Source organism: Pseudoalteromonas citrea, from assembly GCF_000238375.3.
In the GTDB taxonomy this organism is placed as follows: Bacteria; Pseudomonadota; Gammaproteobacteria; order Enterobacterales; family Alteromonadaceae; genus Pseudoalteromonas; species Pseudoalteromonas citrea.
In genome coordinates this window covers 98,789-117,329 of record NZ_AHBZ03000012.1, presented here as the reverse complement: position 1 = coordinate 117,329, position 18,541 = coordinate 98,789, and the positions used below count along the sequence as shown (strand labels likewise).

The 18,541-nt window shown below is 41.1% G+C and carries 14 protein-coding genes; 7 read left to right on the top strand and 7 right to left on the bottom strand.

What is annotated here, in order from left to right:
- Window positions 1–2: 2 nt before the first annotated feature.
- Entirely contained in the window at window positions 3–950 is a 948-nt protein-coding gene (locus tag PCIT_RS00550; protein WP_010366860.1) for a DUF58 domain-containing protein, read from the bottom strand.
- A 2-nt stretch (window positions 951–952) separates the two neighbouring features.
- On the bottom strand, window positions 953–1,909 hold the full coding sequence (locus tag PCIT_RS00545) for an AAA family ATPase (RefSeq protein WP_010366863.1): 957 nt from the start codon (window positions 1,907–1,909) through the stop codon (window positions 953–955).
- Between the two features lie 293 nt (window positions 1,910–2,202).
- Between PCIT_RS00545 and fadI the strand changes: the two genes are divergently transcribed.
- The 6 genes from fadI (at window position 2,203) to PCIT_RS00515 (ending at window position 9,450) form a co-directional block, all read left to right on the top strand.
- Window positions 2,203–3,513: an acetyl-CoA C-acyltransferase FadI gene (fadI, locus tag PCIT_RS00540; protein WP_010366865.1), complete on the top strand. Its 1,311-nt coding sequence runs from the start codon at window positions 2,203–2,205 to the stop codon at window positions 3,511–3,513.
- Window positions 3,513–5,723 carry a fatty acid oxidation complex subunit alpha FadJ gene (fadJ, locus tag PCIT_RS00535; protein WP_010366866.1) on the top strand — a complete coding sequence of 737 codons (2,211 nt, stop codon included), beginning with the start codon at window positions 3,513–3,515 and terminating at the stop codon, window positions 5,721–5,723. Before fadI ends, fadJ begins: the two co-directional genes overlap by 1 nt.
- Before the next feature lie 578 nt (window positions 5,724–6,301).
- A complete protein-coding gene (locus tag PCIT_RS00530) occupies window positions 6,302–6,859 on the top strand; it encodes an elongation factor P hydroxylase (RefSeq protein ID WP_010366868.1) in 558 nt (185 codons plus the stop codon).
- Window positions 6,849–7,976 (top strand): ATP-NAD kinase family protein, encoded by a 1,128-nt coding sequence (locus PCIT_RS00525; protein ID WP_010366870.1) that lies wholly within the window; start codon window positions 6,849–6,851, stop codon window positions 7,974–7,976. The genes PCIT_RS00530 and PCIT_RS00525 overlap by 11 nt, the downstream gene beginning before the upstream one ends.
- 8 nt (window positions 7,977–7,984) lie before the next feature.
- Complete coding sequence (locus PCIT_RS00520) at window positions 7,985–8,260, top strand: YfcL family protein (RefSeq protein WP_010366872.1); 276 nt, start codon at window positions 7,985–7,987, stop codon at window positions 8,258–8,260.
- Between the two features lie 104 nt (window positions 8,261–8,364).
- Window positions 8,365–9,450, top strand: coding sequence for an energy transducer TonB (locus PCIT_RS00515; protein ID WP_010366874.1), 1,086 nt, complete (start codon window positions 8,365–8,367; stop codon window positions 9,448–9,450).
- Window positions 9,451–9,508: 58 nt separating this feature from the next.
- On the opposite strand, the gene PCIT_RS00510 is transcribed toward PCIT_RS00515, so the two are convergent.
- From PCIT_RS00510 to PCIT_RS00500, 3 genes are all read right to left on the bottom strand, one after another.
- Window positions 9,509–10,714 (bottom strand): NRAMP family divalent metal transporter, encoded by a 1,206-nt coding sequence (locus tag PCIT_RS00510; RefSeq protein ID WP_040696873.1) that lies wholly within the window; start codon window positions 10,712–10,714, stop codon window positions 9,509–9,511.
- Window positions 10,715–10,938: 224 nt separating this feature from the next.
- On the bottom strand, window positions 10,939–12,450 hold the full coding sequence (locus PCIT_RS00505; RefSeq protein WP_010366879.1) for a response regulator: 1,512 nt from the start codon (window positions 12,448–12,450) through the stop codon (window positions 10,939–10,941).
- Window positions 12,451–12,762: 312 nt separating this feature from the next.
- Window positions 12,763–13,608, bottom strand: coding sequence for an HDOD domain-containing protein (locus PCIT_RS00500; protein WP_010366881.1), 846 nt, complete (start codon window positions 13,606–13,608; stop codon window positions 12,763–12,765).
- 187 nt (window positions 13,609–13,795) lie between these two features.
- Between PCIT_RS00500 and PCIT_RS00495 the strand changes: the two genes are divergently transcribed.
- Window positions 13,796–15,346: an AbgT family transporter gene (locus PCIT_RS00495; protein WP_010366883.1), complete on the top strand. Its 1,551-nt coding sequence runs from the start codon at window positions 13,796–13,798 to the stop codon at window positions 15,344–15,346.
- Window positions 15,347–15,674: 328 nt separating this feature from the next.
- Here PCIT_RS00495 and PCIT_RS00490 read toward each other — a convergent pair whose 3' ends face one another.
- Both PCIT_RS00490 and PCIT_RS00485 read right to left on the bottom strand, forming a co-directional pair.
- Window positions 15,675–17,069: a sensor histidine kinase gene (locus tag PCIT_RS00490; protein WP_010366885.1), complete on the bottom strand. Its 1,395-nt coding sequence runs from the start codon at window positions 17,067–17,069 to the stop codon at window positions 15,675–15,677.
- Window position 17,070: 1 nt separating this feature from the next.
- Entirely contained in the window at window positions 17,071–18,237 is a 1,167-nt protein-coding gene (locus PCIT_RS00485) for an FIST signal transduction protein (RefSeq protein WP_010366886.1), read from the bottom strand.
- Window positions 18,238–18,541 lie beyond the last annotated feature (304 nt).

Here is an 18,541-nt window from a genome sequence, read left to right as displayed (position 1 = left end):
AATTAATACCTCGAAATTTGCGATTCAAGCGCGGTTGCTGCGCTAAAGCCTTGCATAGTCATACCCGCGCGCTTTAATCGCTCTAAACGCGCAGAAAAAGCATGTTGAGCTTGTTCAGCAAATTGTTCACGGAAGCGCTTATCCATTAGGGGTAATGTCCAGCTGTGTTCACCAGCCGATACGGTGAGAGCTTCTTGATGAGCGGGAAGTTGCAGTTCAAACGGATCAGTAATATGGCAGCCAATGAGTTCACAGTGGCGTGCAAGGCGTTCAAGTTGTTTAAAGCTGGCATCATCTAGATTGTTAAAGTCAGAGATCAAATACACGAGACTGCCAGGCTTAGCTAAATGGCCAAGTCGTTTTAAATTATCTTCAAAAGTACTGGCTGCGTTTGAATCACGATTGACTACTGATTGCTTATGGATATCAACTAATTGGTGGCACAAGGCTAATACACCTTTATCCCGAGCGGTTGGCTTAAGTTCATGATGGCCGTACTCACTGAATACAATGCCACCGAGTCGATCTCCTCGTTGACAAGCAGACCAAGCAACCAGTGCACTTAAATGTGCCGCTTGAACTGATTTTAGCAACAGCTGTGAGCCAAATAGCATGCTATTGGAAAAATCGGTAAATACAAAAACAGGGCGTTCTTTTTCTTCTTGATAGAGTTTAGTGTGAACCTCACCAGTACGCGCGGTGACACGCCAGTCAATGGCTCGAATATCGTCACCATATTGATATTGGCGTACTTCAGCAAACTCCATGCCCCGACCTTTGTGGGGGGCTAAGTATTGACCAGCTTGTGCACTCTTTACTTTGTGCTTTGGGCGCAGAGACAGTAAGTTGGCTTTGGGTTTGTAGTACAGCAACTCTTTCAAGCCTAACTCAGCACCATTACTGTGACACTGAGTTAAAAACGCCTGTGGAGATAATTCAGATTGGTTCATAATCACGGTACTGGAACAAGTTCTAAAATACGGCTGATAACTTGGTCTTTGGTGATCCCATCAGCTTGAGCTTCGTAACTTAAAATAATACGATGGCGTAATACATTGAACACAACGCCTTGAATGTCTTCTGGAGTAACAAACTCACGGTTATGAAGCCATGCATTGGCACGCGCACATTTATCTAGTGCAATCGTGGCTCTGGGGCTGGCGCCAAACTCAATCCATGCACCCAATTGTGCATCTAGCTTACTGGCTTCGCGGGTAGCAATGATCAATTGCACCAAATATTGTTCAAGCGGTTCAGCCAAGTGCATAGATAACACGCCTTTTCTCGCAGCAAATAAGGTTGCTTGGCTGATAGGCGTAAAGGTTGGTGCTTGTTCCAAAAGCGCTTCGCCACGTGTAAGGCGTAAAATTGCTAGCTCGTTTTCTGCACCAGGGTAATCAATATTTAAGTGTAGTAAAAAGCGGTCTAACTGTGCTTCTGGTAGTGGGTATGTACCTTCTTGCTCTAATGGGTTCTGAGTAGCCATAACCATAAATAGATCAGAGAGCGGATAGGTATTTTTTCCGACTGTGATTTGTCGTTCAGCCATGGCCTCTAATAAAGCCGATTGCACTTTGGCTGGTGCACGGTTGATTTCGTCGGCCAATATCAAGTTATGAAACAGTGGGCCTTTTTCAAAAACAAACTCATTGGTCTGCTGGCGATAGATATCGGTACCAGTAACGTCAGCCGGTAATAAGTCAGGGGTAAATTGTACACGTTGAAAGCTGCCTTCAATCCCCTTTGCCAATGCGTTTACTGCACGGGTCTTCGCTAAACCAGGCGGACCTTCAACGAGCAGGTGACCGTCTGCTAATACAGCAATTAATAATGCTTGAGTCAGCTCTGGCTGACCAATAATTTGCGTATCGAGGTAATTTTTTAATTCAGAAAATTCATTTACTGCCATTGCTTTGTCCTTGTACTGACAAATTTTTTCCTAAGTTATAAGGATTTCACCGTAAGAACTCAAGTCTTTCAAATTAATTTATGGATAATTTTGCGTTAAGTTAGACTCTATTTTTTCAATTAGTTCCCTTGTTTTTTCAATAACTTTTGCGACTGTGCAAAAAACAAACTAGGGTAGGGGGTGTTTGCTTCTTTTCTCATCAATAGTGAATTTTCTATTGGCATTATGAAAGGGGTTGTTTAGAATCAGGATAAATAAAACAGGTCAGACCTGTCAGCGGGAGAGCGAAATCAATGTCTGAACAAAATATTCTAAAAACAACAAAGGGCGATAGAATCGCGATTGTAAGTGGATTACGTACGCCATTTGCCAAGCAAGCGACTGCTTTTCATCATGTACCCGCTTTAGATTTGGGTAAGTTGGTCGTTAATGAAATGCTTGAGCGACTTAATTTCGATAAAAGTGAAATAGATCAATTGGTTTTTGGTCAAGTGGTACAAATGCCAGAAGCGCCAAATATAGCACGCGAAATCGTATTGGGTACAGGCATGCCAACATCAGTTGATGCATATTCAGTATCTCGGGCATGTGCAACCAGCTTTCAAGCTATTGCAAATGTTGCCGAATCTATCATAGCAGGCTCTGCGACAGTAGGGATTGCGGGTGGTGCCGATTCTTCTTCAGTTTTACCTATTGGGGTCAGTAAGAAGTTGGCTGGTAGTTTAGTCGATTTGACTAAAGCGCGCACATTAGGCCAGCGATTGAAGATTTTCTCTAAGTTACGCTTAAAAGATTTAATGCCAGTGCCGCCTGCCGTTGCTGAGTATTCGACTGGTCTGTCTATGGGTCAAACCGCAGAGCAGATGGCGAAAACACATGGTATTAGTCGTGCAGATCAAGATGCCATGGCACATCGTTCGCATTCATTAGCTGCAAAGGCATGGGCAGATGGTTTACTCGCTGAAGAAGTGATGGCCGCGCACGTACCGCCTTATAAATCATTCATCGAACAAGATAATAATATTCGTGGCAATTCAACACTTGAAGGCTATGCCAAGTTGAAACCGGTATTTGATAGGGTGCATGGTTCGGTAACTGCAGCCAATGCGACCCCACTTACTGATGGTGCGGCGGCTGTTCTTATGATGAGTGAAAGTAAAGCGAAGGCACTTGGGTATGACATACTTGGTTATGTACGCAGTTTCGCGTTTTCTGCCATTGGTGTGGAGCAAGATATGTTAATGGGGCCGGCGCACTCAACGCCTATAGCCTTAGATAGAGCAGGGATCACTTTACAAGACTTAGACCTTATTGAAATGCATGAGGCGTTTGCGGCACAAGCATTGGCAAATATGAAAATGTTTGGCAGTGATAAGTTTGCCAAAGAACAGTTAGGCCGCTCAAAAGCGTTAGGTGAAATTGATATGGATAAATTTAATGTAAATGGTGGCTCATTGGCATATGGCCATCCATTTGCAGCAACGGGGGCGCGTTTAATTACGCAAAGCCTACATGAATTAAAACGCCGTGGCGGCGGACTAGCATTAACCACTGCATGTGCGGCGGGTGGATTAGGTGCGGCCTTTGTATTGGAGAGTGCATAATGTCAGTATTTAGTTATGAATTAAACGACAGACGCGTTGCTATTGTCACGATTGACGTACCTGACGAGAAAATGAATACGTTACGCGATAGCTTCGCTGATGACTTACTCGCTATTTTAAAGCAAGGCAGTGACGACAATATCACCGGGATGGTGTTTATCAGTGGAAAATCGGATAATTTCATCGCTGGTGCTGACATTAAAATGCTTGATAATGCACAAAATCGTGAAGATGCACTAGCATTGTCTGAAATGTGCCAGCAGGCCTTTTTCACTATGAAAAAGCAACCTTATCCAACTGTTGCTGCTATTCATGGTGCAGCCCTTGGTGGCGGGTTAGAGTTTGCTTTAGCCTGTGATTATCGGGTTTGTACTGACAGTGATATTACTAAACTTGGTTTACCTGAAGTTCAGCTTGGTTTATTACCTGGAGGCGGTGGTACTCAGCGTTTACCTAAGCTTGTTGGTATTCAAAAGGCGTTGGAGTGGATGTTAACGGGCAAACAAGTTCGTGCTAAGCAAGCAAAGAAAGCGGGCTTAGTGAATGACAGTGTGCCACACAGTATTTTACTTGATGTGGCAGCCAAGTTTGCCACGAAAGGCAAGGCAAAAGCAGCGCAACCAAAGCTTGATAAAGTCAGTAAGTTATTGGAGTCGAATCCGTTTGGCCGAAATATTATCTTTAAGAAAGCCCAAGATAACGTTATGAAGAAGACGGGGGGGCATTACCCTGCACCGTTGAATATAATCAAAGCGGTACGTGCATCGGTTGAGTTAGGTGAGTTAAAAGCTTATAAAACTGAAGCCGAAGGGTTTGCTGATTTGGTAATGACAGAGGTATCTCGTTCATTACGTGGTATTTTCTTTGCCACGACAGAGATGAAAAAAGAATATAAAAGTGATGATGCGCAGCCAATAAAACGCACCGCTGTATTAGGTGGTGGCTTAATGGGCGCTGGTATTGCGCATGTGAGTGCAGTTAAAGCGGGTGCATTAGTACGAATTAAAGACGTGGCGCACCAAGGTGTGAGCAACGCAATGAATTATAGTTATAAGATTCTTTCAAAGCGTCAAAAACGCCGTATTATGTCTAAGGCTGAACTTCAGCTGACGATGAATCGGATCACTGGCAGTACTGACTACACGGCGTTTAAACATGTTGATATGGTCATTGAAGCGGTATTTGAAGATTTACAACTGAAGCAAAGCATGGTGGCTGATATTGAGCGTGAAAGCCGTGAAGATACAATCTTTGCGAGTAATACGTCATCTTTACCTATCTCTCAGATTGCTGAACAAGCGCAACGACCCGAAAATGTGATTGGTCTGCATTATTTTTCACCGGTAGAAAAAATGCCTTTAGTCGAGATCATTCCTCATGAAGGTACGTCAGAGACCACGATTGCTAGAACCGTTAACTTTGCACGAAAGCAAGGGAAAACGCCTATCGTTGTGAAAGACAAAGCAGGGTTTTATGTCAATCGTATTTTGGCGCCGTATGTCAATGAAGCCGCTAATTTACTTCTTGCGGGTGAACCAATAGACAAAATTGATCAGGCATTGGTTGAATTTGGCTTTCCTGTTGGACCATTGGCTTTGTTGGATGAAGTTGGCATTGACATTGGATCTAAAATCGCACCAATTTTAGAGAAAGAGCTAGGCGATCGCTTTAAAGCGCCAAATGCATTTGAACGCTTAATTGACTCTAAACGCCTTGGCAGAAAGACCGGTCGTGGATTTTATACCTATGAGAAAAAAGGTAAAAAAGTTGACGAGTCAGTCTATGAGTTATTGGGTATTACCCAGAGCCCACGACTAAATAAGCAAGAAATTGCCAGCCGCTGTGTGGCGCAAATGTTAAATGAGGCAGCCCGTTGTTTAGATGAAGGCATTATTAGTAGCGCCAGAGATGGTGATATTGGTGCCATTTTCGGTATTGGTTTTCCACCATTCCTAGGTGGGCCATTTAGCTATATGGATAAGCGCGGGATTAATAAGGTATGTTCTGAGCTATCAACTTATGCCTCAGAAAATGCGGTCTTTACTCCAGCTGAAAGCTTAATGGCTCTGGCTGAGTCTGGTGATAGTTTCTACACCAAAAACAAGTCAGTGGCTACATTGGTTGAAGTGTCGACTGAAGAGGTAAAAGAGCCTGCGACCGAGATCAATGACACTGTATCAGAGCAAAATGGGGAAGAAAAACCCGCATAAAGTACTTTTGTATTCTATTTTGAGAAAAGCTATGCATTGCATAGCTTTTTTTTTGCAAGTTTGGCGCTTTTTTAATCTGCATAATTGTGCACTTTAAGTAAAATCGGTACTTGTAGGCCTTCCTTTAATTAGTAAGTTATCAGCTGTTTAATATTCTCGATCTTCTTGGTTTTATGGCGTAGCTTTACTTTCGAAAAATCAGATATACGTCTTGTCACCCTTTATTGTTGATGTGCTTGTTTGGCAATAAAATTCATATTGAAATATCAGGCGTTGTGGATAGCTAAAGAATGAAGTTTTGCGCTATGAGAGTAATGATATTAAAAAGGGTATTATTCATCTTTGTTTAAACTTTAAATATCAATAATCAAAGCTGTCGCATTGAGGTTGATTTTCCAAGTTTACATACTGAAAATTTATGAATAAAGACAGCTTAGTTATGCAAATAACAGGGTGAGTTATCGTGTTTTTACCGATTATCAGTCCGTTATGATACGGTCTGGTTTTTTACATTAGCGGTAAAAAACCGTACAATACACCGATTGTCTCACCCCTTCTAACTTGGAACTATTACGACTTTGACACATCAGATCCACGATCTAATTCGTATATTCGACGAGAGCTTTTATCAAACGTATAACTGTAAGCTCATAAAAGGTCAGCACGAACCTATTTATATTCCTGCAAGTATTGAAACCCCGTTTCATCAAATTGTGTTTGCACATGGCTTTTATGCTAGTGCATTACATGAAGTTGCGCATTGGTTAGTTGCGGGTGAACACCGCCGCTTGTTAGAAGATTATGGCTATTGGTATTGCCCTGATGGTCGTGATAGAGAGCAGCAACTTGAATTTGAGAATGCTGAGGTTAAGCCTCAGGCGATTGAGTGGGCGTTGAGTATAGCAGCGGGTTTTGCGTTTAATGTCTCGATTGATAATTTAAATGGCGCGCAAACATGTCGTTTTAGTTTCCAAACGCGTGTTCATAAGCGGTTACTGAGTTTAGTTGAAAATGGATTTAGTGAACGCACTGAGACGTTATTAAAAGCCTTGTGTGAATTTTATGGCACACCTTGGCCACTCACTGCAGCGCAGTTAGAGTGGCAATGCCCAGAGGAGTTTTTAGATGCAGTTTAAGCTTGGCTTAATTATAAACCCAGTTGCGGGCTTAGGTGGTAGCGTTGCACTCAAAGGCAGTGATGGTGAAGATACCGCAGAGCAAGCGTTAGCATTGGGCGCTGAGCCAAAAGCCAATATGCGTACTAAGCAAGCATTAGAGTTGCTAGTACCATACGCAGATGAATTGAAAATTTACACGGTCAATGGCCAAATGGGTGAGTCGTGTGCAAAAGAGCTGGGCTTTGAAACAGAAGTTGTTTTATCTACAGAGACCAAAACATGCCCTCAAGACACAGAATCTGCAGCAGCAGAAATGGTGGCACAAGGGGTTGATATGATTTTATTTGCGGGTGGTGATGGAACCGCGAGGAATATTTGTGCTGCTGTGGCAGATCAAGTCCCAGTGCTAGGCGTTCCAGCTGGCTGTAAGATACATTCGGGTGTTTATGCTATTACACCAAAAGCGGCAGGAAGAGTCGTTGAGATGCTGGTTAAGGGTGAGTTGGTTACGTTAGCAGATGCTAATGTGATGGACATTGATGAAAGTGCATTTCGACAAGGCACTGTAAAAGCGAAACGCTACGGTGAAATGCAAGTGCCATCTGAACTTCGTTATGTGCAAAGTGTTAAAAATGGTGGCAAAGAAACAGACGAACTGGTGCTGGCTGACTTAGCAGCTTATGTGATCAGTGAGATGGATGAAGATGAGCAATATATTATGGGCTCAGGGTCCACTGTTGCTGCGGTTATGGAAGAGCTAGGCTTAGATAATACATTGTTAGGTGTTGATTTAATAAAAGATCACGAGCTGATAGGTCAAGATATGACAGCAGCTCAGCTTTACGATTGTACTGGCACTCATCCAACGAAGTTAGTGATCACGCTTATTGGTGGTCAAGGGCATATTTTTGGACGTGGCAATCAACAATTAAGCCCGGATGTAATACGTAAAGTAGGGCGAGAGAACATTCTAATTGTGGCAACAAAAACTAAATTACAAGCGCTAAATGGCCGTCCACTCATTGCCGATACCGGAGATCAATCGTTAGATAATGAATTAAGTGGTTATATTCGTGTGATCACAGGGTACAATGATTACGTGATGTATGCCGTAGGCCACCCAGATTTAAATTAGGAGAAATAATGTCATTTCAAGACTATGTAACAGCTGCCCAGCAATTTTTTGATGATCTAGTTGATAAAGCGAGTGATGATGAGCTATTTGCAGGCGGTTATTTACGTGGCCACTTTGACCTTGCTGTAGGGTATGCCCAAGTTGAAGGCGAAGATTTAAGCCCAACAGAGCTTAACGATAACGTAGAAAAAAGTTTAGTGAAAGCTTACCGCAATGGTGAACTAACCGACGAAGATAAGACCCATGTTGTGTCTATTTGGGAGCAGGTTAAAGCACTTAGCTAACTCAAACAAGAATAAAAAACATTGAAGCCGTGTTATACACGGCTTTTTTGTATACAATATTAAAGCATGAAAGATGTTAATTGTTATTCTTATAAGGATATAGTATGCGTAAATTAACCTATGGCACTGTCGCAGCACTGATATTATGCTTTGGCAACGTGTTTGCAAGCCAAAATACTCAACAAGAATTTAATCAAGCCTACCAAGCTTATCAACACGCAGTGGAAAATAAAAACGACACCGATAAGTATGAACTTGCTAAGAAAGCTTATTTTCTTGGGCAAAAAGTATATGGTAAGGGGCAGCAAAATACTCTGAATTTGGCAGCTAACTACGCAGAGTCAATGCCAGATGATATGAAAAAAGAGCAAGTTGCGTTATATCAAGAGATAGTAACTGCGACTGAGAAACTATACAACACTCAAAGCTCACAGTTGATCGACCCGTTGTTATCACTGGCAAAGTCTTTAGTGGAAAGTGGAAAACGCAGTGCTTGGCATGCACATATTGAGCACGCACTAAAGATCGCAAAGTACAGTGAAGACATAGTATTAGAATCAAAAGTTAACTTTGAAGCGGCAAAAATATTATTTACAAGTCGTGAACATTATCGCAAAGCGAAACAATATCTTAAACGTACAGACGAAATAAATATAACTCATCTGCCGGCAGATTCGATGCACCGTCTTGAGGTGGACATGTGGGTTGCTGCATATGAAACCGGTCGAAAAAGACATAATGCAGCAATTGAGCGTTTGAATAATGTGGTTGATGTTTTCGATAAAAACCTTGATTTTGAGCACCCTTACGAGCTCTTTGCACATTCAAGGCTTGTTGCTGCCTATGAGCGAAAAGGGGACCGAGAAGCAGCAACAAAACATTGCATCGCCATTGCACAAATGCGGCCTTGGAATGACAATATTGAGCAAACTCCTCTTTATAGAAAAGAACCCAAATATCCCACGGGAGCTGCCAAGATGGGTCGTGAGGGGTCCGTGCAACTAGAGTTCACGGTCACGCCCAGTGGCTTCGTGAAAGACATTATAATTTTAAACCCTGAGGAAGGTAGCGGGTTTAAAAATACGTCAATTAAAGCGCTTAAAAAATGGCGTTATGCCCCTAAATTTGTTGATGGGGTTGCAGTAGCTGCAAAGTCTAGAGTACAACTCGATTTTCGCCTTAATCGCTGAGCCTGTAAGGGGAGAGTAAAAACGTAATAGCCAACGTTTATTACGTTTTTCAATCTACTTAAAAACGCCAGTAGATAAATAGCAGAGCAAAGCCAAATAAATAGATTAGGCCAACCCATGTCAATACTCTGAGTACGCCACGGGGTGGCTTTTCAATATTTACCATCAATCGATAATTAAACCAAGCAAACAGCGGGGTGGTTACGAATGCTAAGGTCATAGCAAAAGTAAGCATATCCTTTAAGTTCGCTTTAAAAAAGAGCACCACAGCCATTCCCAAACAAGCTTGTAATAGTATGAACAGAGTTAAGCTATGTTTAGGCGTATTGTTACGAGACAAGCAAAGTGCTTCATTAAGGGTTCGTGCATACCCATCAAGTACAGTCAGTGTGGTACCAAACATACATAAAAAGGCGATGGCCGATACTAGGCTACGGGCCCATTCTCCAATAGTGAGTGTGTACATGTCGATTAACTGTTTGCTGAATGCAACCCCCGCGAGCTCTATTTTGCTGGTACTTCCAAACTGGACTAGAACACCTAGTGCGGAAAATACGAGAGCCAAAAGGGCTGTAAGTCCATAACCTAGATTGAAATCAAACATACCTTGGCGAAAATTAAATGTTGTGCTTTTACATTTAGCTTTTATCCACAGAGAGTTAATGGCAGATATTTCAATAGGTGCTGGCATCCACCCCATAAGAACCACTAAAAAGCCAAGCATAGCCAACTGGTAAGGGTCAGGCATGATCTCTGGTGTTGGGTGTGCACTTCCTTGAAAAAGTGCAATCAACAATGCAGAGATGGTTGCGAGTGTTAAGCAGCTCATAATCCATTTACTGGCCTTATCAAGTACTTTGTAATGGCCAAAAAGTAAAATCACTAAGCAGACTGATAAAATAGCAAAACATAATGTGGTGACGCTCACTTGCATCGGTAGTGCGTAATGCAGAAGACTTGCAGTTAAGAGTAAGACACCTGCGGTGTTAACGATTGCAGCCACAACATTGAGTACAGTGAATATCGCAAATATTATCTTACCTTGGCGTTTGTACCCTTCTATAACACTATTTTTTGTATGTAGAGTATATTCAACACCAAAACGGAAAAAGGGGTATTTGAGTAAATTTACAGCGACGATCAGCCATAATAATTGCCAACCAAATAATGCACCTGCTTGTGTGGCGGCAACTAAATGAGAGCCTCCAATTGCAGCGGTCGCCATTAATATTCCAGGCCCAATTGAACTCAATTTTTGTTGCATGTTTGCTAGCACTAAACCATCCTTTTTACGAAAGCTATATAAAAGCCGTACTCGCCATCATTGGTTTTACAGTTTGTAGGAGGCGGTCGAGCAGCTGGTGTTATTTTGTCACGTTATAGCCGATATTAATAAAAAGAGTGTACCTTGTGTACTTTTTGATATAAACAATTTTTTTACATTGTTCTGATAGGCGCCGGGGAATAAAGGGATTAGTTGCGGTGGCATTATACTGAGACACTGTGCATCTGTGTTTGGTAGTAATGATCAGTCATACCACTGAGGTGTATGCATTCATCTAGCCTAGACTGAATCTCATTACTTTGGATCCCGGCGTTCAGTGCGTGACCATATATTTTGACTGCATTTTGATATTCTGCGGATGTGTATAAACGTCTACCTATTTTCTCATAGGCATGGGCCCTTGCTTTATCAGTTTGATATATTTTTTCGAAAACAATTTTGTGCATTAAGCCAGCTAAAACATGTTGGCAATTCTTTAGCTGTCGGTTTATCAGCTGGTGTGCTGTATAAATGCTCTCGAAGGCGTCTTGATGTTCACCTAAATGGTGGTATAAAAATGCTAAAAAGATCACTTGTATAGGATCATCACTGCTCTTTTGCGCAAGTTGAGTAAGCTTTGCTTTCGCTGGGAGATGGTTACCCTCAAGAATCATCAGTGCAATCATTAGCGTGCTAAATTCATCGGGGTTATTTAATTGCATGATTTTTTGCACATCAATTAAACTCTGTTTTGCATTGTCAGTATGCTGTTTTGACGGGTTAAAAAGTGCAGATAAAATCTGCATTCGAGCTTTTAAACTGTTGATGTAGTTTTGATACTCAATGTTTTCGTTACGGATACTGTGAACTCTATTGAGTAAGTTATCTAATGCCTCGACTTCTTGATTTGCATGCAGTGTCATGAACCCCAGCCTAAGCATCATCGGAGACATTTTTTCTAGTTCAAAAGCCAATACTTGCTCTGTTGCTATGTGTCGCTTGTTGGTTTGCCAAGATAAATAGATTTGCCAATAAAAAACACGCACTGGGTACACTTTCTGAATAAGTGGTAAGGCTAAAAACTGCTTACATTTATCGAGCTCTTTTAGCTCATAGTTAATGTGGAATAGGCTCCAACTAGCCCAATGAATGCGCTTTTCAGCAAGAGGGGTAAGTAGCTTTTTGGCAATACTATATTGACCTAGTTGCTGTAGCAAGTTCACTAACAGCTGGTTTCGCGCTTTTTTTAAAAAGTTTGGATAGTCACGTTTTCTAAGATCTTTTAGATGTAAAAGGGCTCGTTTGTAATGTTTTTGACTAATAAATTGATACGCGGTCTTAAATTCAGAAATTTGTAGAACGTGCTGCTTCAACTGCTCTGATATTTGCGCAGTGTTGAAAGGTCGAGTGATCATTTGTGTACTATGAAATGGATACTCACAGGTGTAATCAAAAGAGGTATTTTCAAATGCAAGGTATATTAGACGTGTGGTAGGTAGTAGCTTATCTGCAAAAATCAGATCGCTGATCATGTCATAGTGATTATGTAGTTGCTCAATATTATGATCTAGAAATAAGACATCGAATTGCTGAGTTTCAATTTCATTCATAAATTGCTCTGGTTGAGCAAAAGTAAATATATTAAAGACGCCTAAACTCTTCAGTATGTTGCTGAGTAGCTCTATATTTGCTTTGCTTTCATCAATAATGGCAATATTTAAATTGTTCAGCTGCAATTTAATACTCTCTTTGTAAATGAAAGAATGAATGAAAAGGGGTGTAGTTTTTTCAATTTTTTATTTTAAGTCATGAATTTGAATTATAAATTCTCACCTTCCATTGTTTTCTGGACAAGTATTCTAATATGCATGCTATCTGTAAACCGGCAAATGAAATCGCCCTGATTTATATGCTATTAACAATTAGAATTCAAGGTGCTATTTGCATCTGTTTACATTATTTTAAAAACATAGACGACTACTCTATGGATAAATTTAGAAAAAGCACAAAAACCAATCTTTAAGTATTGTTTTTTGGAAGCTTGCTTTTTATTCGATGAAATACTCCTGCGCATCATCTTTGATATCTTGGTAGTCATCTTCTTCTAAGTCTAAGACTTTTAATACCGCGGTTTTAACATTGAGCCAGTCAGGGTCTACAACAAAGCGTTTGTTGGTATAGACTAAATTTTCTGCCATTTTTAATGTTGCCATACAGAGTTTTTCGTCACTGGGGTGATGTTCGTTAAAGTAATCAATGTCATGATGGCGCAATACTAATTGGCAAATCACCTTTGGTAAGTTCCAACTACTTGCTAGGTAGTAACCGATCACAGCGTGGTTGGTTGGATAATACGTTGCTTCATGGGCGGCTAAGTTAACTGTTGATTGTTGATTTGCCGTAGTTAGTACATCTAAATAGTTGTCATACTTCATAGCCATTGCAGGTATGCCAGCATCATGAAATAACCCCAGCATATGCAGGTTTTCAATGGGAACTTTGGATTTAATTTTTTTTCCGATAAGTGTCGCAACATCTGCAATTTCTGTTGCGGTATCCCAAAAACGTTCTAGTTTGATACAACATGTGCGTTGGTCAAACGCTTGCTTAATTAAAAACCCAGTCACTAAGGTTGTGATACTTTCTAATCCCAAAAACATAACGGCTTGACGAATATCGGTAATAGTACGTGCCATGCCATAGCTACTAGAGTTGATCACTTTAAGTACTGCTGCTGAAGTTGCTATGTCTGTTGAAATAAGTTCTGCAATTTGGTGAAGATTAGGCTCAGGCTCTGTCAGGGTATCTTGTAGTTGACAGAGTAGCTCCGGCTTTGGTGGTAAATTAAACCCATTTTTTATGTCTTTGAGCACAGAGTCATCAATATCAATCATGGCTATATCCTTACTAATAATGAATTAACATAATAGTTCAAAGCCGAACCCATGCGATAAATTAGACTAAAAAACCCTCTTTTTGGGGGTATATTGAGCGATCCGTACCAGTTTAAGGCGCGTTTGATTGCGAGTTAACACCAAATTGCGTTAAGGTTAAACAATTTTGTAATTTTAGAGATGAAACATGAGTCAAGATACAAATACGGCGGCCTCTCCAGGGATGGTAACGCGGTTTTTAAACTCGATAGAACGGGTAGGAAATAAGCTCCCTGATCCGGCCATTATATTTTTAATTGCGATGGTCTTAATATGGTTTTTATCGTGGTTATTCTCGGGTACAAGCTTTGATGCAATTGACCCTCGAACAGGCCAAGCGATTGTCGTTAATAATTTATTGAGTGGCGATGCATTAGCTGGGTTTTTAGCCTCTATGGTTAAAACATTTACCGGATTTGCGCCGTTGGGTGTGGTACTGGTTGCGATGTTAGGTGTGGGTGTTGCTGAACATTCAGGTTATATCAATGCCGGTTTGAAATTGATGTTAAAAAGAACGCCACAGGCGTTATTGACACCATCAATTATTTTGATTGCGATTGTAAGCCATACAGCAACAGATGCAGGTTACGTTTTAGTTATTCCGATTGCTGGCGTAATATATTATGCAATGGGACGTCATCCGTTAGCGGGTATCGCGGCGGCATTTGCTGGTGTAAGTGGTGGATTCAGCGCAAACTTTATTCCGTCAGGAATAGACCCATTACTACAAAGTTTTACTCAAAGTGCGGCGCATATTATTGACCCTGCAATGTCAGTTAACCCGTTGAATAACTGGTTCTTCACATCGGCTTCAAGTGTTTTTATTGTTTTATTAGGTTGGTATATTACCGATAAAATCATCGAACCTCGCTTGAAAGACACTAAAGTGGATGGGGATACAGATAACCTACCGGCATTTGATGAGGTTACCTCAAAAGAACGCACTGCGTTTTATGTTGCATCATCAGTGATGATTGCAGGTCTTGGTTTACTTGCTTACGCCTCTAGTGGTGAAGACTCTGCATTACGCAGCCCAAATGGTTCTTTAACTGACTTTAGCGCACCTTTAATGCAATCAATTGTGCCATTAATTTTCTTACTATTTTGGATCCCAGGTGCCATTTTTGGTTTTATGGTTGGCACATTTAAAAGTTCAAAAGATATGATTGACGCAATGAGTAAAGCCATGGGCAGCATGGCGTACTATATTGTTATGGCATTTTTCTGTGCCTTATTTATTGCGGCATTTAGCCAGTCAAACTTGGGAGCACTATTAGCTATCGAGGGTGCTGAAGTACTTAAAGCGATGTCTCTTCCAAGCTCAGTTACGGTCGTGGGCATTATTTTCCTGACGGCGTTCGTTAATCTTTTTGTGGGTTCAAGTTCTGCAAAATGGGCGCTACTAGGACCCATATTTGTACCTATGCTAATGCAATTGGGCATTTCACCTGACTTAACACAAGCGGCATATCGCGTCGGTGATTCAAGTTCAAACATTATCACGCCACTTATGCCTTATTTTCCATTGGTCGTGGTGTATTGCCAGAAATACGTTAAAGGGACGGGGATCGGTACATTGATTGCGATGATGTTACCTTACTCAATTGCCTTCTTAATTGGCTGGAGCTTGTTCTTACTTGCTTATTGGGGTCTTGGCTTCCCGCTTGGATTACAATCAAGTTACACGTACCCTTCATAGATGGTTAGGGGCTGTTGATCTTTTAGGTTCATTTTTACAGCAGTTTGATTGGGTTTTATACAAGGCATAGGCTGCGTAGCATGGTTATTCTATGTGAGTTAGCCGATAACACAGTAGAAAAGCCAATCAAGCGCTGCCTACCGGTTCTTTTGAGCGCCCTTTTCTCTGTGCTGCTTAATATTCGTTTAGGTTACTAGGCCACACATTAAGCGCCGTGATAAAGTACGCTCAAAGAGAACAAAAATAGAACAGTAAAGTTCAATAGCCCCTAGATTAAACCAATAAAAAACGCCCTTTTGGGCGTTTTTTTATATCGAAATAGAACATGCTAAGGCGGGGGAGAGGTTAATACCGGCAGTATTATTTTGAATAAAGTGCCTTGATTTACGGTACTCGAAACAGTGATTTCCCCCAAATGCTTTTTAACAATGGCTTGTGATATGGATAACCCGAGGCCTGTGCCTTTTCCTATATCTTTGGTGGTATAGAATGGGTCAAAAATACGATCAAGCTGATTTTGCTCAATGCCAATACCATTATCTTGAATTTCAATGATTATTTTCTGTTCTTGACAATAACTGCGGATGAATATTTCCCCGTGATCTGTAATGCTCTGTACAGCATTTACCAATAGATTTAGATAAACTTGATTAAGTTCATTGTTGATACAATAGCTTTGCGGTATCTGTGTATGCTCTTCAACTATATGACAGGTATTTTTTACTTGGTTCTCTAAGATTTTAAGGGTCAAACTAATGCCTTCACAGACATCACTCAAATGCCAGTTACTGTCATTGTTTTGGCAGTAGGCTTTGAGAGACTTTACAATATGACTAACGCGTTCTACACCTAGGTTACAATCGGCGAAAAGCTCACTAAACTCACTTTTTAAAAAGTCACACTGGTATTGCTCAGTGAGGTTGTTTAAGACGGATAAAGCTTTAGGATCAAGGTACTCTTTCAGGCTTTCTTGTACTTTAAACATATCAGCAACTTGTTGTTGCATCAGCTGTAAATTACTGCCAATAAAACTAATTGGGTTGTTAATTTCATGGGCTATACCAGCAGCAAGCTGGCCTAAAGATGCCATTTTATCTTGCTGTACTAGATTATTTTGTACGCGTTCTGATTCAATGCGCAGTTGCTGTGCTTCCAACTCAATGAATCGGTTTTCAACTTGTGCCAAGGTTTGTTCAACAAGCCCAGTAATACGACTAATTGAACGCACATCTTGGCGTAAATATGCGCCTTTACGTTCACTCAATATAATAAGTAGGCACACCGAGCTTTTATAGCTAAAAGAAGCGAGTAAAGCACTGTGATAGCCTTTTACACCCAAAGTGCTTAACCATGGAGGTTGGAGTAATTGAAAATCAACGATCGCTTTTGCGGAGCCTGTAAGTACAGACTTTAATAATGGGTCAACGCTAAGCCTTTGATCGATTGATTGATGTGTACTGGTGGCAGCAACTTTGAGTGTGCCCGGTATATCTGGTGTTAATAAAAATGCGGCATCAAAAGAGGCTTGAATATTGAGTGTGGCAAAAATGGATTGGTAAATTTCTTCTATGGTCGATGCCTGTAATGATGCACTCATGCCTTCTAGCAATACTTGCGACTCAGACTGTTGGGTACGTAGGCTGTCTACTTCGCGTTCTAAGCGAGCGACTTTCTCAATTAAACGCTCGTTATGTTCAATGAGTTGTTGATGATTATTTGCCATTTTATACCCCAAATACGACAGCAGAAATCATTAAATTCCCGTGACGTGATTGACCATCTAAAAAACAGCCTTGTTCGCCAAACGTATAGGCCCCGGTGACCGGGGTAGTTGCAAAGCGCTTTTTTATATTATCAGTGACTTGTTCAAACTGTGGTTTTACGCTGAGCATGCAGCCTGCGCAATATATGAGTAAGCAGCCTGAGAGATCCGGTTTAGCTAAGCCATTTTGTGCACTTTGAATTACTTTATGCGCGCGTTGCAGCAAACTGCTTGTTGAACCTTGCATAATATGCAAATGATCGCCTTGCTCTAACTGTGAGAATAGGCTCATAGTACCGTCATCATTGACGCGTTCAGGGTGACTTAGTAAGTATTCATCTTTATTAACTTCACGGCCTATAGGGTGAAAAGAGGTTAGCCCAAGAATATTACCACCATGCAGCTGCTCAGTGATGGCTCCATTTGTTAAGTGGTTATATTGCCTCGCGGCTTTGATGCCATCGAGCGAAGTTACTTGCCTGCCTGATGACTCGGTTACCTCAGTTGTGCGTCCTGATGGTGCATACCCTGATGAAAACGAGAACGAAATGGGCACTGACGGCATTAAGCTTGCTATGGCCATTTGACAAGGCTCTGAACTGGCATGTGTGAATATTTGCCACTGTCCTGTTACATCATTATCAGACGCGGATCCTCCGACGATGGGTACGCGTGTGCCGATGATATTTTGCACTCCATTTATAGCAGCCTCTTCATCTCCTGGTGTGAGAGTTACCCATAACAATTCTGGTGGTTCGCTGCCGGTATTGTTTAATAAATGTCGTGCTGTGTTTTGGGCTGTTTCATAAATAGGTTTATCTGGTGCATTGCCAGCACAAATATGGTAATGCCCAGAGTCGTCTTCAATGGTTGTGATAGTCAGTGTGGCAAATGCGTTATCGTTATACTGGTTATGACAAAGGCTACCTTGACATGAGCTACTTAAAATAAAGGGCACCCCTGCGAAATGCGCAGTTAGCCAGTGCCATATAGTGTGTGCATTAAGCTGTACATCAAAGTAGACAAGTATAAAAGCGGGCTTAAGAGATGGGTGAGATTGGGCATGTATATCATTTAGCGCTTGGTGGGTATCGGGTGTGTTTGATGAATAGCAATTAAATTTAAACAAAACAGCTCTCTACGGTTGAATGATTAACGAAAGTGAGTGGATATATACTAAAAAATATTCTTATCGCGGCATTTTACGCTGTTTAGTAAAGATAACAGCTGCCTTTTAAAGGTCAAATCATATGATACGTTGGTCATGATGGCGTAATACATTTTGATCTTTTTATGAATTAATTTATCGGTGACAGACACATGAAAAATAAATACTTTTTTATGGGTTTTAGGCTTGGCGTAATATACGCAAATAAACTAATTTTAAAGAACTGCTAAGTGCAGAGTAGTTTTTTTAGAGGATGAGGTATTAG